1 pseudogene is annotated in these 17055 nt (G+C 73.9%); it reads right to left on the bottom strand.

Going from position 1 to position 17055, the window contains the following annotated elements:
* Positions 1-17 precede the first annotated feature (17 nt).
* Positions 18-17048: pseudogene (locus tag POF43_RS12330) on the bottom strand (type I polyketide synthase); the annotation flags it as partial.
* Positions 17049-17055 lie beyond the last annotated feature (7 nt).

Below are 17055 nucleotides of genomic sequence, written 5' to 3'. Positions count from 1 at the left end.
GTCATCGTGACCTCCGGTCATTCGGCCCGCAGCGCGATGTCGACGAGATCGCCGGCATCCGCCGCGAGCAGGAGTTCTTCCTCTTCCCGCCGGTCGACCGCGGGCTCGCCGCCGTCGCGGGCCAGTTCGAGCAACGCGTCCAGCAGCCGGGCCTTGCGCAGCTTCGCCAGCGGGATCGAGCCGAGCGCCGCGCGCACCGCCGCCTCCGAGACCTCCGTCGGTTCGGGAACGTCGACCTCACCGAAGAACGTGCCGACGCAGCGCGCCAGCCGCGCGACGGTCGGATAGTCGAAAACGACGCTGGCCGGCAGCACGGCGCCGGACTTGGCCTGCAGCAGGTTGCGCAGTTCGACGGCTGTCAGTGAGTCGAAGCCCAGCTCGCTGAAGGGCTGGTCCACGTCGATCCGCACACCCGGGCCGTGGCCCAGCACGGCTGCGGCGGTTTCGCCGACCAGTTCGGTCAGCAGCTCCTGACGGTCCGCGCCGGACAGTGCCGCCAGCCGCTGCCGCAGTTCGTCCCGCCCGTGACCGGTGTTGTCGGCGGCTCGCCGCAGCGCTCCGCCCGCCAGCGACCGCCACAGGGGCGCGAGGTCGCGCTGGGCCCGCAGCGCGCGCATGTTCAGCCGGGTCAGCACGAGCAGCGGGAAACCGGTGGCGACGGCCCGGTCGAACAGGTCCATGCCCTGCGGAGCCGACAACGGCGGCATCGGCGACCGCGCGATGCGGCGCAGGTCGGTCTTCGACAGCGAACCGACCATGCCGATCTCGGTGGTCCAGGCGCCCCAGGCCATCGAGAGCCCGGGCAGGCCCTCGCGGCGGCGGCGCTGCATCAGGGCGTCCAGGAACGTGTTGGCGGCGACGTAGTTGGCCTGCCCCGGGTTGCCCAACTGCCCGGCGATGGAGGAGAAGACCGCGAACAGCGACAAATCCAGGTCCCGGGTCAGCTCGTGCAGGTGCCAGGCCGCGTCCACCTTCGGTGCCAGTACCCGGTCCAGCCGGTCCTGCGACTGCGACCCGAGCACTCCGTCGTCCAGGACGCCGGCGGTGTGCACCACACCGGTGAGCGGATGCTCCGGCGGCACCGAGGCGAGCACTTCGGCCAGTGCCTGCCGATCGGTCACGTCGCACGCCGCGACGGTCACCCGCGCGCCCTGCGCCGTCAACTCCCCGACCAGGTCCGCGGCCCCGGGGGCGTCCGCGCCGCGGCGGCTGACCAGCAGCAGATGCCGCACGCCGCGCTCGGCGACCAGGTGCCGGGCAAGGACGCTGCCCAGGCCGCCGGTCCCGCCGGTCAGCAGGACGGTGCCCGCGCCGTCGAGGTCCTGCGGGACGGTCAGGACGAGCTTGCCGACGTGCTTGGCCTGGCTCATGAACCGGAACGCCTCCGGTGCCCGGCGCACATCCCACGCCGTCACCGGCAGCGGCCGGATCACGCCGGCCTCGAACAGCGCCACCAGTTCCCGCAGCATCTGCTGGATCCGGTCGGCGCCGGCGTCCATCAGGTCGAATGCCCGGTAATCGACCGGGCGGTCGCGGAAGTCCTGCGGAGAACGGATATCGGTCTTGCCCATCTCCAGGAACCGCCCGCCCGGAGCCAGAAGGTCGAGCGACGCGTCCACGAACTCCCCCGCGAGCGAGTTCAGGACGACGTTGACACCCGCGTCCCTGAAGGTCTCGTGGAAACCCAGGTCGCGTGAAGAGGCCAGCCGCTCCGCCCGAACTCCCCACTCGCGCAGGACATTCCACTTGCCCTCGCTCGCCGTGGCGTAGACCTCCGCACCCAGGTGCCGCGCGAGTTGGATCGCCGCCAGGCCGACACCGCCGGCGCCGGCGTGCACCAGGACCGACTCGCCGGAGCCCAGCCCGGCCAGGTCCACCAGGCCGTAGAAGGCGGTCAGGAACACGATCGGCACCGACGCCGCGGTCGCGAAGGACCAGCCCGCCGGTGCCTCGGTCAGGAACCGCCGGTCGGTGACGGCCGTCGGGCCGAACGCCCCCGGGACGAGGCCCATGACCCGGTCGCCGGGCCGCAGATCGGGCACGCCGGGGCCGACCTGCGTGACCACACCCGCGACCTCACCGCCCAGCGGGCCCTCCGCGCGCACGTCGTGCACCATGTCCAGCGCGTTGAGCACGTCCCGGAAGTTCAGTCCCGCGGCACGCACCCGGATGCGAACCTGCCCGCAGGCCAAGGGGTCCTCGATCTCGGGGCACGGCAGCAGGGCCAGGTTCTCCAGTACACCCTTGCCGGTCGAGTCGAGCCGCCACGGGGTGTCCGGCGGCATCGCGAGCTCGTCGGCCGGGCCGACCCTGGTGAGCCGGCCCGCGAGGAGCTGTCCGTCGCGCAGCGCCAGTTGCGGCTCGTCCGCCGCCAGGACCCGGCCCAGCATGCCGGCGTCGAGCGCGGCGCCCGGGCCGGTGTCGAGCAGGACGATCCGGCCGGGGTTCTCGGTCTGCGCCGAGCGCACCAGTCCCCACGCCGCCGCGGCAGCCAGGTCCGGCACCGTTTCGCCGGGCTGCGCGGCGATCGCGCCCCGCGTCGCCACCACCAGCGGGATCGACCCGAAGCGGTCCTGGCTCAGCCAGAACTGCAGTTGGCGCAGCACCCAACCGGTCAGCTCGTGCGTGGATTCGACCACCCGGTCCGCGTCACCGGAAACGGCCAGCACGACCGCGTCCGGCGCCGGCCGGCCGTCGTCGAGAACCGCGGCGGCCGCTTCCAGTGCGGTGTGGTCCTCCCCGGTCCGGTCGACGGCCAGCCACTGCGCCGGCGCCGCCTGGGCCGAGAAGGCGGCGTCGGCCCACTGCGTCCTCAGCAGTGTCCGGTCGCCGGCGCCGGCGCCGAGCTCGCCGGCCGATACCGGCCGCACCGCCAGCGAGCCGACCGACAGCACCGGGGCTCCGGCGCTGTCGGCGACCGCGATCGTGACCTCGTCCGGGCCCGTCCGGGTCAGCGCCACCCGCAACTGCGCCGCACCCGAGGCGCGCAGCACGACGTCGCCGAAGCTGAACGGCAGCCCGCCGGTCCCGGCCGAGCCCAGCTCCGCGAAGGCCGTCGCGTGCTGCGCGGCGTCGAGCAGCGCCGGGTGGATCCCGAAGGACCCGGCCGAATCGCGTACGGACTCGGGCAGTTCGACCTCGGCGAAGATCTGGTCGTCGCCGCGCCAGACCTTGCGCAGCCCTTGGAAGACCGGGCCGTAGCGGAGGAATCCGCCTTCGCGCAGCTGCTCGTAGAACCCTTCGGTGTCCACGTGCGTCACGCCGGCCGGCGGCCAGGCCCGCGCGAGGACGCCGAACAGGTCGTGCCCGCCGCCTCCCGGCGGGACGGTGCCCACGAATCCGGTGGCGTGGCGGGTCCAGGCGTCCTCTCCGTCGGGGCGCGCGTAGACGGCCACACTGCGCCGTGGCGTCTCGTCCTCGCTGTCGCCGACCGCCACGTGCATCTGCACTCCGCCGTGGGCGGGCAGCACCAGCGGCGCCTCCAGGATCAGTTCGTCGAGGCGGTCGCACCCGACGCTGTCGCCGGCCAGGACGGCGAGCTCCACAAAACCGGTTCCCGGGAACACCACCGACTCCCGCACCGCATGGTCGGCCAGCCACGGATGCGTCCGCAGCGACAGGCGGCTGGTGAACACCACCGCGTCCGAGGCGGGCGAGGGCACCACCGCGCCCAGCAGTGGATGCTCCGCGGCGGTCAGCCCCGCCGCCGACACGTCGGCCGGGCCGCTGCCGGGTTCGGGCCAGTACCGCTGATGCTGGAAGGCGTACGTGGGCAGCGCGACCCGCGCCGCGCCCCGGCCGGCGAACGCGACAGTCCAGTCCACCGCCACACCGTGCGCATACGCCTGGGCCACCGCGAGCACCATCCGCTGCGCGGTCCCTTCGTCGCGGCGCAGCGTGCCCACCACGGCCACCGCGGCCCCGCGCTCCTCGACGATGTCGCGCACCGCGGGCACCAGCACCGGATGCGGACTCACCTCGACCACCGCGCCGGTCCCGGCCGCCAGCGCCGCGCGGAGCGCCTCCTCGAACCGCACGGTGTTGCGCAGGTTCCGGTACCAGTACCCGGCGTCCCACCGCGCGGTGTCCATCACCTCACCGGTCACCGAGGAGTAGACCGCGATCGCGGAGGATTTCGGCGTGATCGACGCGAGATCGGTCAGCAACCGCTGCTCGATCCGCTCCACCGACGGCGAGTGCGAGGCGTAGTCGACGGCGATCCTGCGCGCCTGGATCTCCTGGTCCCGGCAGTCGGCCAGCAGTCGGTCCACGGCCTCGGTGGCTCCGGCGACGACCACGGAGGCGGGCCCGTTGACCGCGGCCACCGAGATTCCCGGCCGCTGCGCGAGCAACTCCTCGGCCCGGGCGGCGGACAACGGCAGGGCCACCATCGCGCCGTCCCCGGCGAGGGTGTCCGCGATCGCCCGGCTGCGCAACGCCACGACGCGGGCCCCGTCTTCGAGTGACAGGCCGCCGGCGACGCACGCGGCGGCGATCTCGCCCTGGGAGTGGCCCACCACGGCCGCGGGCTCGACGCCGAACGACCGCCACACCGCGGCCAGCGACACCATCACCGCCCACAACACCGGCTGCACCACATCCACCCGCTCCAACGCCACCTCGTCACCGAGCGCCTGCTCCAGCGACCAGTCCACGAACGGATCCAGGGCCCGCGCGCACTGCCACATCGACTCGGCGAACACCGGGGACCGCGTGTACAGGTCCTGCGCCATCCCGACCCATTGGGCGCCTTGGCCGGGGAAGACGAACACGGCCTGGTTGCCGGTCCGCGCGGTCCCCCGCACCACGGCTTGGGCGGGCTCACCCGCGGCGGCGGCGCGCAGCCCGGCGACCAGTTCGTCCCGGTCGCCGCCCACCACGACGACCCGGTGGTCGAACGCGGCCCGCGAGCCGACGAGCGAGTGCCCGATGTCCACCGCACGCGGCGCCGGTTGCGCCTCGACGCGTTCCAGCAGTCGCGCCGCCTGTGCCCGCACCGCTTCCTCGGTCCTGCCCGTGAGCACCCACGGCACCACCCCGTCGTCGTCTGCGGCGGCCGGGTGCGCGGGCGGGTCGGCGGGGGCTTCGAGGATCACGTGCGCGTTGGTGCCGCTCACGCCGAACGACGACACCCCGGCCCGGCGCGGACGATCGTGTTCCGGCCACGGCGTCATCTCGGCGAGCAGCCGCACGTTGCCTTCGGACCAGTCGACCTGGCTGGTGGGTTCGGCCAGGTGGAGCGTCTTCGGCAGCACCCCGTGCCGCAGCGCCAGCACCATCTTGATCACGCCGCCGACGCCCGCGGCGGCCTGCATGTGCCCGAGGTTCGACTTCAACGAGCCCAGCCACAACGGCTGGTCCTCGGGCCGGTCCTGACCGTAGGTCGCCAGCACCGCCTGCGCCTCGATCGGATCGCCCAGTTTCGTCCCCGTGCCGTGCGCTTCGACCGCGTCGACGTCCGAAGCGGACAGACCCGCCGCCGCGAGGGCCTGCCGGATCACGCGCTGCTGGGACGGACCGTTCGGCGCCGTCAGACCGTTCGACGCACCGTCCTGATTGACCGCACTCGACCGGAGGACCGCCAGCACCTCGTGGCCGTTGCGCCGGGCGTCCGACATCCGCTCCAGCACCACCACGCCCACGCCTTCGGACCAGCCGGTCCCGTCGGCGTCGTCCGAGAACGACTTGCACCGGCCGTCCGCGGCCAGGCCGCCCTGGATACTGAACCCGACGAAGGTGTCCGCCGCCGCCATGACCGTCACCCCGCCGGCCAGCGCCAGTGAGCACTCGCCGGCGCGCAGTGCCTGCGCCGCCAGGTGCATCGCCACCAGCGACGACGAACACGCGGTGTCCACACTCACCGCCGGACCCTCCAGGCCCAGCGCGTAGGAGACCCGGCCGGAGATCACACTGCCCGCGCCACCGGTGAGCGCGTGGCCCCGCAGTTGCTCGTCGGCCCGCGAGACCAGTTCGAGATACCCGGACTGGTAGGCGCCGGCGAACACGCCGGTCGAGCTGCCCGCCAGCGAGGTCGGGTCGATTCCCGCCTGCTCCAGCGCCTCCCAGGACACTTCGAGCAGCAGCCGCTGCTGCGGGTCGGTGGCCAGCGCCTCGCGCGGCGAGATCCGGAAGAACGCCGCGTCGAAGTCGGCGACCTCGTCGAGGAACCCGCCCTCACCGGTCGCCGACGTCCCGGAGCCCGGTCCGTCCGTGCCCACCAGCGTCTCCAGGTCCCAGCCACGGTCGGCCGGGAACGGTGTGATGCCGTCCGCCCCGTCGGCCACCAGCCGCCAGAGTGCCTCCGGGCTCGACACCCCGGCCGGGAACCGGCAGCCCATGCCCACCAGCACGATCGGATCGTCGGCGACCGGCACCGCCGCCGGCCCGATCGACGGCTCGGCCGGTTCCGTCACGCCGAATCGGCCGGCGAGGTGGTCCATGAGGCGATGCGCGGTGGGGTGGTCGAACACCAGGCTCGCGGGCAGCGCGACCCCGGTCGCCGCCTGCAACCGGTTGCGCAGCTCCACCGCCGTCAGTGAGTCGAAGCCCAACTCGCTGAACGGCTGGTCGCTCTCGATCTGCGCGCTCGACCCGTGGCCCAGTACGGCCGCGGACGAGTCACGGACGAGGCCGAGCAGCGCCTGGCGGCGGTCCGCTTCGGACAGTCCGGCGAGCCGGTCCCGCAGTTCTGCGCCGATCGCGGTGTCGTCCCGCGTCGCGGTCAGTGCCGCTTCGGCCTCCGGGAGCCCGGACAGCAGGGCGCTCGACCGCGCCGCGGTGAACACGGGTGCGAACCGCGCCCAGTCCAGGTCCGCGACGACGATCGCGGTCTCGTCGTCGTGCACCGCACGCTGCAACGCGGCGATCGCCAGCTCGGGCCGCATCGGCACGACTCCGAGCAGGCGAAGCTGCTCGCGTTGCGCGGCGCCCGGATCGCTCAGCGCCCCGACCTGGTCCCACGAACCCCACCCGATCGCGGTCGCGGTGCGCCCCGCCGCCCTGCGGTGGCGGGCCAGCGAGTCCAGGTACGCGTTGGCCGCCGCGAATCCGGCCTGCCCGCCGCTGCCCCAGGCGCCCGCACCGGAGCAGAACAGCACGAACGCGTCGAGCTCCAGCTCGCGGGTGAGTTCGTCCAGGTAGTGCGCGCCGTGGGCCTTGGCCCGTACCTGCTGGTCGAGGTCGTCGGCGGTCACCGAGGTGAGCGCGCGGTCCTCGCTCACGACACCGGCCGCGTGCACGACGGTCCGCAGTGGCCACTCCTCCGGGATGTCCGCCACCACCTCGGCCAGCGCCTGCCGGTCCGTCACGTCGCAAGCGGCTACGGTGACGCGGGCGCCGGCGACCTCCAGTTCCAGCCGCAGCGCGTCCGCGCCCTCGGCGTCGAGACCACGGCGGCTCACGAGCACGACGTGCTCCGCGCCGCGCTCGACCAGCCATCGCGCCGCGTACGCACCCAGCTCACCGGTGCCTCCGGTGACCAGCGCCGTCCCGGACGTCGTCCACGACGGCGCATCGGATCCGGTCACCGGCGCGTGGACGAGTCGGCGACCGAAGACACCTGACGGGCGCACCGCGATCTGGTCCTCGCCGGTCGCCCCGGGCAGCGCGGCGGCCAGCCGGCGCGCGCTGCGCGGGTCGAGCACCTCGGGCAGGTCGGCCAGCCCGCCCCACAGCGCGGGCAGTTCGAGTGCGGCGACCCGGCCCAGGCCCCACACCCCGCCCTGTGCCGGGGCGGTCACCGGGTCGTGGGGCCCGACGGACATCGCGCCGCGGGTCACCACCCAGGTCCGGGCGGCGAGGCCGCTGTCCGGCACGGCTCGCAGCAACGAGGCCGTCGCCGCCAGTCCGGCGGTGATGCCCGGCTCCAGGGCGGCGGCCAGCGACACCACACCGGTCACGTCGGCACCGGACTCACCGGCCTGCTTCAGCTGCTCGGCCAGCTCGGCCCCGCCGTGGTCGAGCACGAGTGTGCCCGCGCCCAGGGCGTCGGCCACCTGCGCCGCCCAGGCGTCGTCGCGCGCGCCTTCCGGGACCACGACCAGCCACCGTCCGGCTTGCGGCGCTCCCGTGACGGCCAGCCGTTTCCACGCCTCGCGGTAGCGCCAGCCGTTCACCAGGGACTGTTCGTGCCGGCGGGCCCGCCATGAAGCCAGCGCGGACACGACCGGCGCCACGACACCGCCGTCGAGTCCCAGCATCGTGGCCAGATCCGGCACGTCCTGGTGTTCGACCGAAGCCCAGAACCGCCGGTCCGTCCGGTCCTCGGCCGGTCGCGGGGCGGCCTGCGCCCTGTCGGGCCAGTACCGCTGGTGTTGAAAGGCGTACGTCGGCAGCGGGACCCGGACCGCGCCACGACCGGCGAACGCCGTGGTCCAGTCCACTGCCACGCCGTGGGCGGACAACTGCCCGATCGCCGACAGCACCAGGCCCGAGTCGCACTGCCCGCCGGCCTTCTGCCGGCGCAGCAGCGGCACGGCGGCCACGGTCGAACTGTGCTGCGCCAATGCGCAGAGCGCTCCGTCCGGACCCAGCTCGACCATCGTGGTGACGCCCTGCTCGCCCAGCCAGCGCACGCCGTCGGCGAAGCGCACCGCCGACCGCACCTGCCGCACCCAGTACTCCGGCGAACACAACTCTTCGTCGGACGCCCGCATCCCCGTCAGGTTCGACACGATCGGGATCCGCGGCGGCCGGAACTCCACCGACTCCAGGACCGTGGCGAACTCGTCGAGCATCGGTTCCATCAACGACGAGTGGAACGCGTGCGAGACCCGCAACCGCGTCACCTTCGCACCGCGCTCGACCGCCACCTCGGCCACCCGGTCGACCTCGTCCCGGGGCCCCGAGACCACCACCGAGTCCGCGGTGTTCACCGCCGCGACCGAGACCCCGCCGGGGAGCAGGTCCGCGACCTCGGCCTCGGACATCCCGACCGCGGCCATCGCCCCACCCGACGGCAACGCCTGCATCAACCGGGCCCGCGCCGCCACCACCCGGCACGCATCACCCAGCGACCACACCCCCGCCACGTACGCAGCCGTCACCTCACCGATCGAATGCCCCAGCAGGTAGTCCGGAGTCACACCGAACGCCCGCAGCACCGCGAACAACGCCGCTTCCACGGCGAACAACGCCGGCTGCGCCCAACCCGTCTCATCGATCGACTCCGTGTCCTGACCCCACATCACCTCGCACAACGGCCGGTCCAGCAACGGATCCAACACCGCGAGAACCCCGTCCAACGCCGCCGCGAACACCGGCGACTCCGCATAAAGCCCACGCGCCATCCCCACCCGCTGCGCACCCTGCCCCGTGAACAACACGCCCAGTCGCTCCCCGCTGCGAGCCGGGCCCCGCACGACACCGGGCGCACCGCCGGCGACCGCACGCAGTGCGCTGATCAGCTCCTCCCGGTCGCCGCCCACCACCACGGCCCGGTGGTCGAACGCGGTACGCGAGACGGCCAGCGACCAGCCCACGTCGACGGGACGCAGCGCGGGGGCGCCCTCCACGTACTCCAGCAACCGGGCGGCCTGCGCCCGCACCGCCTCGTCCGACCGGCCCGACAGCGCCCACGGCACCACACCGCCGGCGCCGACCACACCGGTACCCGGCGCGGTCTCGTGCGGCGTGTCGGTTGCGGGCGGGGCCTCAAGGATGACGTGGGCGTTCGTGCCGCTGACGCCGAACGACGACACCCCGGCCCGGCGCGGACGCCCGGTCTCCGGCCACGGGATCGCCTCGGTCAGCAGCCGCACCTCGCCCCGCGTCCAGTCCACCCGCGTGGTCGGCCGCTCGGCGTGCAGGGTCTTCGGCAGTACCGCGTGCCGCATCGCCTGGACCATCTTGATCACGCCCGCGACACCGGCGGCCGCCTGCGCGTGCCCGATGTTGGACTTCAGCGAGCCCAGCCACAACGGGCGGTCTTCCGGCCGGTCCTGGCCGTACGTCGCCAGCAGCGCGTCGGCCTCGATCGGATCACCCAGCCGCGTACCGGTGCCGTGCGCTTCGACCACGTCGACGTCCGAGGTGGACAGCCCCGCCGCGGCGAGGGCCTGCCGGATCACCCGCTGCTGGGACGGACCGTTCGGCGCCGTCAGACCGTTCGACGCACCGTCCTGGTTCACCGCACTCGACCGGAGGACCGCCAGCACCTCGTGGCCGTTGCGCCGGGCGTCCGACATCCGCTCCAGCACCACCACGCCCACGCCTTCGGACCAGCCGGTCCCGTCGGCGTCGTCCGAGAACGACTTGCACCGGCCGTCCGCGGACAGCCCGCCCTGCATCGTGAACCCGACGAACGCCTCCGGGGTGGCCATCACCGTGACACCGCCGGCGAGAGCCAGCGAGCACTCACCGGCGCGCAGCGCCTGCGCCGCCAGGTGCATGGCGACCAGCGACGACGAACACGCCGTGTCCACGCTCACCGCCGGCCCCTCCAGGCCGAGCGTGTAGGCGACCCGGCCCGAGATCACGCTGGTCGCGCCGCCGGTGATCTGGTGTCCTCGCAGCTGGTCGTCGGACCGGGCGACCAGTTCGCCGTAGCCCATCTGGTAGGCGCCGGTGTACACCCCCGTCCGGCTGCCCGCCAGCGTTTCGGGGAGGATGCCCGCTTGCTCGAGCGCCTCCCACGACACCTCCAGCAGCAACCGCTGCTGCGGGTCCGACGCCACCGCCTCGCGGGGCGAGATGCGGAAGAACGGCGCGTCGAACTCGTCGGCGCCCGCGAGGAAGCCGCCCTCGCCGGTGGCCGACCTGCCGGTCCCGGCCGGGCCCACCAGCTCGTCCAGGTCCCAGCCGCGATCGACCGGGAACGGGCCGATCCCGTCCCCCGCCTCACTGACGAGCCGCCAGAGATCGTCCGGCCCCATGACCCCGCCCGGGAGCCGGCACGCCATCCCGACCAGCACGATCGGGTCGTCGGCCACCGACACCGGCTCCGGCACGGCGGTCGTCCCCGTCGTGGGCGGGTCGCCGAACCGGTCGGCCAGGTGCCCGGCGAGCCGGGTGACGGTCGGGTAGTCGAACACCACGCCTGCCGCCAGGGCGATCCCGGTCCTGGCCTGGAGCAGGTTCCGCAGCTCGACGGCGGTCAGCGAGTCGAACCCCAGGTCGCTGAAGAGCCGGGCCGGATCGATCCCGGCGCCCGAGCTGTGCCCCAGCACCGCGGCGGCGGATTCGCGGACCAGCTCGGCCAGCGCCCGCTCCCGGTCCACCGTGGACATCGAAGCGAGCCGCCCGCCCGGTCCCCCGCCGGCGAGGCGGCGGTTCGCGGCGGGCCGGCGCCTGCCCGTCAGCGTGCGCCACACGGGCAGGTCCTGCTGCTTGCGCAGGGCCGGCAGGTTCAGGCGGGCGAGTCCCAGTACCGGCTGCGCGGAACGCGCCGCCCGGTCGAACAGGTCCATGCCCTGCCGCGTGGTCAGCGGTGGCACGGCCGACCGCGCGAGCCGCTGGAGGTCGGTCCGCGACAAGGCGCCGGCCATACCGATCTCGGTGGTCCACGGGCCCCACGCCATCGACACTCCGGGCAGTGCGAGGTTCCGCCGCCGCTGCATCAGCGCGTCCAGGAACACGTTGCCGGCCGCGTAGTTCGCCTGGCCGGCGCTGCCGAGCACGCCGCTGAGCGACGAGAACACCGCGAACAGCGAGAGGTCCAGGTCCCGGGTCAGCTCGTGCAGGTGCCAGGCCGCGTCCACCTTCGGCGCCAGCACCCGGTCCAGCTGGTCCTGCGACAAGGAGCCGATCACCCCGTCGTCGATCACACCCGCGGTGTGCACCACCCCGGTCAGCGGATGCTCCGGGGCCACGGATGCGAGCGCGTCCGCCAACGCCCGCCGATCCGTCACGTCGCACGCGGCCACCGTGACCTCGGCGCCGTGGCGGGCCAGCTCGGCGACCAGTTCCGCCGCCCCCGGGGCATCGGGGCCGCGGCGGCTCAGCAGCATCAGGTGCCGGACACCGTGCTCGCCGGCCAGATGCCGCGCCACCACCGCGCCCAGAGCGCCGGTACCACCGGTGATCAGCACGGTGCCCGCGGCGTCCGGCTCGTGCGGGACGGTCAGTACCAGCTTGCCGACGTGCCTGGCCTGGCTCATGAACCGGAACGCCTGCGGCGCCTGCCGTACGTCCCACGTGGTCACCGGCAGCGGCCGCAGGACGCCGGCTTCGAACAGGTCGACGAGCTCGCGCAGCATGCGCTGGACGCGCTCGGCGCCGGCGTCGGTCAGGTCGAAGGCGCAGTAGCTCAGGCCGGGGTAGCGGTCGGTGAGGCTCTCGGCCGAGCGGACGTCGGTCTTGCCCATCTCCACGAACCGGCCGCCGGACGCCAGCACGTCCAGCGAGGCGTCGACGAACTCCCCCGCCAGGGAGTTGAGCACGACATCGACGCCCCGTCCGGCGGTGGCGGTGCGGAATGCCTCGCGAAAGCCCAGATCCCGCGAGGACGCGAGGCGGTCCGGCCGAACACCCCACGCACGCAGGGCGTCCCACTTGCCTTCGCTCGCAGTGGTGTAGACCTCCGCGCCGAGATGCCGCGCGACCTGGATGGCGGCCAGACCCACACCGCCTGCGCCCGCGTGGACCAGGACCGACTCCCCGGTGCGAAGACCTGCGAGGTCGGCCAGGCCGTAGTAGGCGGTGAGGAACGCGATCGGCACGGAGGCGGCCGTGGTGAACGACCATCCGTCCGGCGCCACCGCCAGGAGCCGGTGATCGGTCACCGCGACGGGCCCGAACCCGCCGGGGACCAGGCCCATCACGCGGTCGCCCACGCGCAGACCGGTCACACCGGGGCCGGTCCCGGTGACCACGCCCGCCGCCTCGCCGCCCAGCGGTCCCGCCTCGCCGGGGTACAGGTCCAGCGCGTTGAGCACATCGCGAAAGTTCAGGCCGGCCGCGTGCACCCGGATCCTGACCTGCCCGCGCTCCAGCGGCTCGGCGACTTCGGGGCACGGCAGCAACGCGAGGTTGTCCAGCAGGCCCTTCCCGGTGGACGCCAGCCGCCACGGCGTGTCCTGCGGGGCGGCCAGCTCGTCGGCCGGTCCGGTTCTCGCCAGCCGGGCCGCGAGGAGCCGCCCTTCGCGCACCGCCAGTTGCGGCTCGTCGGCGGCCAGGACCTGCCCCAGCACGTCGGCGTCCACGGCACGGTCGGCGTCGAGCAGGACGAAGCGTCCCGGGTGCTCCGTCTGCGCCGACCGCACCAGGCCCCACACCGCCGCGGCGGCCAGGTCGCGTACCGGCTCCCGCTCCGCCGCGACCGCACCCGAGGTCGCGATCACCAGCGGGACCGAGGTGAACCGGTCGTCCGACAGCCACTGTCGCAACTGCCGCAGCACGTGGCCCGTCAGCTCGTGTGTGGAGGCGACCACCGCCTGCGGGTCGCCGGAAACCGCCAGCACCACCGCCCGGGGTTCGGCGCCGGCCGCTGTCGCGGTCACGTCGGCGGGATCCGCGACCAGCCACTCGTCCACCGCGGCGGCGGCAGCGGTGATCGCGATCCACTCCGGCTTCAGCAAGGTGCCGCCTTCGCCGGCGGTGAGGCTGCCGCCGGCCAGCGGCCGCACGGCGAGCGAGCCGATGGACAGCACGGGCGCCCCGGTGTCGTCCGCGACCGCGAGGGTGACCTCGTCCGGACCCGTCCGGGTCAGCGCCACCCGTAACCGCGAGGCGCCCGAGGCCCGCAGCACGACGTCGGCGAAGCTGAACGGCAGCCAGCCCGCCCCGGCCGACGCCAGGTCCGCGAAGACCATGGCGTGCAACGCCGCGTCCAGCAGGGCAGGGTGGATGCCGAACGACTCCGCCGCACCGCGGCCGGGCTCGGGCAGCTCGATCTCGGCGAGGATCCGGTCGCCGTCCCGCCATGCCTCGCGCAGCCCCCGGAACGCCGGTCCGTAGGCGAACTCACCGCCGCCGAGCCGCTCGTAGAACCGCTCGGTGTCCAGTGGCGCCGCGCCCGCCGGGGGCCACTGCCGACCGAGGCCGTCGAACAGCGCGTGGTCCGCGGGCCCGGTCGCGGCCGGGCTCACGGTGCCTGTGGCGTGCCGGGTCCAGGTCTCTTCGCCGTCCGGCCGGGCGTACACCGCGACAGCGCGCCGGTGCGCGTCGTCCTCGCCGACGACGACCTGAAGCTGGGCTCCGCCGTGCGCGGGCAGGACGAGCGGGGTCTCCAGCACCAGCTCGTCGAGCCGGTCGCAGCCGGCGCTGTCGCCGGCGCGGATCACCAGCTCCACGAGACCGGCGCCGGGGAACACCACGGCGCCGCGCACCGCGTGATCCGCGAGCCAGGGGTGGGCGCGCACCGAGAGCCGGCTGGTGAACACCAGCCCGTCCGTCTGCGGCAACGACAGCATCGCGCCCAGCAGCGGATGCTCCGCCGCCGTCAGGCCGGCCGCCGGGACGTCGGCCGAACCGCCGGAGGTGCGCCAGTACCGCTGGTGCCGGAAGGCGTAGGTCGGCAGCGGCACCCGCGTGACGGCACGGCCGGCGAACAGCGTGGTCCAGTCCACCTCGACGCCCTGCGCGCACAGCCGAGCCAACGCCGACGCCAGGGCCGGCACGTCGTCCTGTTCGCGGCGCAGCAACGGCACGACGACGGTCTGCGGCGGGCAGCTCTGCCGTGCCAGGCCCGACAGCACCGCGTCCGGCCCGAGCTCGACCAGCGCCGTGACACCTTGTTCGCCCAACCAGCGCACGCCATCGGCGAACCGCACCGCCGACCGCACCTGACGGGTCCAGTACTGCGGGGAACACAACTCGCCGTCCGTCGCCCGGACCCCGGTCAGGTTCGACACCACCGCGATCCGCGGCGGCGCGAAGCTCACCGACTCCAGAACCTGCTGGAACTGCGCCAGCATCGGCTCCATCAACGACGAATGGAACGCGTGCGACACCCGCAGCCGCGACACCCGGTGCCCCTGCCCGGACACGACCTCGACGACACCGTCCACGGCTTCGCGCGGCCCGGAGACCACCACCGAATCCGCGGTGTTGACCGCCGCGACCGACACGCTCTCCGGCAGCAGCCCGACGACTTCGGCCTCCGGCAGCGACATCGCCGCCATCGCCCCACCCGACGGCAGCGCTTGCATCAACCGCGCCCGCGCCGCGACCACCCGGCACGCGTCACCGAGCGACCACACCCCGGCGACGTAGGCGGCCGTCACCTCACCGATCGAATGCCCGAGCAGAAAATCCGGGGTCACGCCGACGGCGCGCAGCACCTCGAACAACGCCGCCTCGACCGCGAACAACGCCGGCTGCGCCCACCCCGTCTCATGGATCAGCTCCGCGTCCCGGCCCCACATCACCTCACGCAACGGCCGGTCCAGCAACGGATCCAGCGCGGCGAGAACCTCGTCCAACGCTCCCGCGAACACCGGCGAACCGTCGTACAACTCACGGGCCATCCCCACCCGCTGCGCACCCTGCCCCGTGAACAGCACGCCCAGCCGGTTGTCCTCGGCCGCGATGCCGACCGTCACCCCCGGAGCGGATTCACCGGCCGCGACAGCCCTCAGCCCGGTCAGCAATGTGTCGCGCTCGGTGCCCAGCAGCACGGCGCGGTGCTCGAACCTCGCCCGTGCGGTGAGCAACGACCAGCCCACGTCGACCGGATCCGGCGCCGGATCCGCTGTCAGATGCGCCAGCAGTTTCGCCGCCTGAGCGCGCAACGCGTCCTCGGTCTTCCCCGACACGATCCAGGGCACCACGCCCGCGGCGCCGAAAACACCGGGGCCAACCGGGGCGGCGGCGGACGGGCCGGCGCCGGCGGGCGCTTCGAGGATCACGTGCGCGTTCGTTCCGCTGACGCCGAACGACGACACCCCGACCCGCCGGGGGTGGCCGCTTTCGGGCCAGGGCCGGGATTCGGTCAGCAGGCGCACGTCGCCCTGGGTCCAGTCGACCTGGGTGGTCGGCGCGTCCACGTGCAGCGTCTTCGGCAGCACTGCGTGCCGCAGCGCCATGACCATCTTGATCACGCCACCGACACCGGCGGCCGCCTGGGTGTGGCCGATGTTGGACTTCAGCGAGCCGAGCCACAGCGGCCGGCCCTCGGGGCGGTCCTGACCGTAGGTCGCCAGCAGCGCCTGCGCCTCGATCGGGTCACCCAGTCTCGTTCCCGTGCCGTGGGCCTCCACCGCGTCGATGTCCGAGGTGGACAGACCGGCGGCGGTCAGCGCCTGCCGGATCACGCGTTGCTGCGACGGACCGTTCGGCGCGGTCAGGCCGTTGGAGGCGCCGTCCTGGTTGGTCGCGCTCGAACGCAACACCGCCAGCACCTCGTGGCCGTGGCGGCGGGCGTCGGACAGCCGCTCCATCACCACGATCCCGACGCCCTCGGACCATCCCGTTCCGTCGGCGGCGTCGGCGAAGGACTTGCACCGGCCGTCGGTGGCGAGGCCGCCCTGCGCCGTGAACCCGACGAACGCGTCGGAGGCGGCCATCACCGCGACCCCGCCGGCCAGCGCCAGTGTGCACTCCCCCGCCCGCAGTGCCTGGGCGGCCAGGTGCATCGAGACCAGGGACGAGGAGCAGCCGGTGTCCACGCTGACCGCGGGGCCCTCCAGCCCGAGGGTGTAGGAGACCCGGCCGGAGATCACGCTCGGCGCGCCACCGGTGATCTGGTGACCGCGCAGTTGCTCGTCGGCACGCGAGAGCAGTTCGTTGTAGCCGGACTGGTAGACGCCGGCGAACACCCCGGTCCGGCTCCCGGCCAGCGACAAGGGATCGATCCCGGCGTGTTCCAGCGCCTCCCACGAGACCTCCAGCAGCAGCCGCTGCTGCGGATCGGTCGCCAGCGCCTCCCGCGGCGACATCCGGAAGAACGCCGCGTCGAAGTCACCCGGCCCGTCGAGGAACCCGCCCTCGCCCGTCGCCGAGATCCCGGAGCCGGGGCCGTCGGTGCCCAGCAGGGCGTCGAGGTCCCAGCTTCGGTCCCGGGGGAACGGGCCGATGCCCTCGGCTCCGTTGGCGACCAGCCGCCACAGGTCCTCCGGCCCCCGCACACCGCCCGGGAACCGGCACGCCATCCCGACGAGGACGACCGGGTCGTGCGCC

Source organism: Streptantibioticus silvisoli, assembly GCF_027947535.2.
Classification (GTDB): Bacteria; Actinomycetota; Actinomycetes; order Streptomycetales; family Streptomycetaceae; genus Streptantibioticus_C; species Streptantibioticus_C silvisoli.
This window is presented reverse-complemented; position numbering and strand designations above follow the sequence as displayed.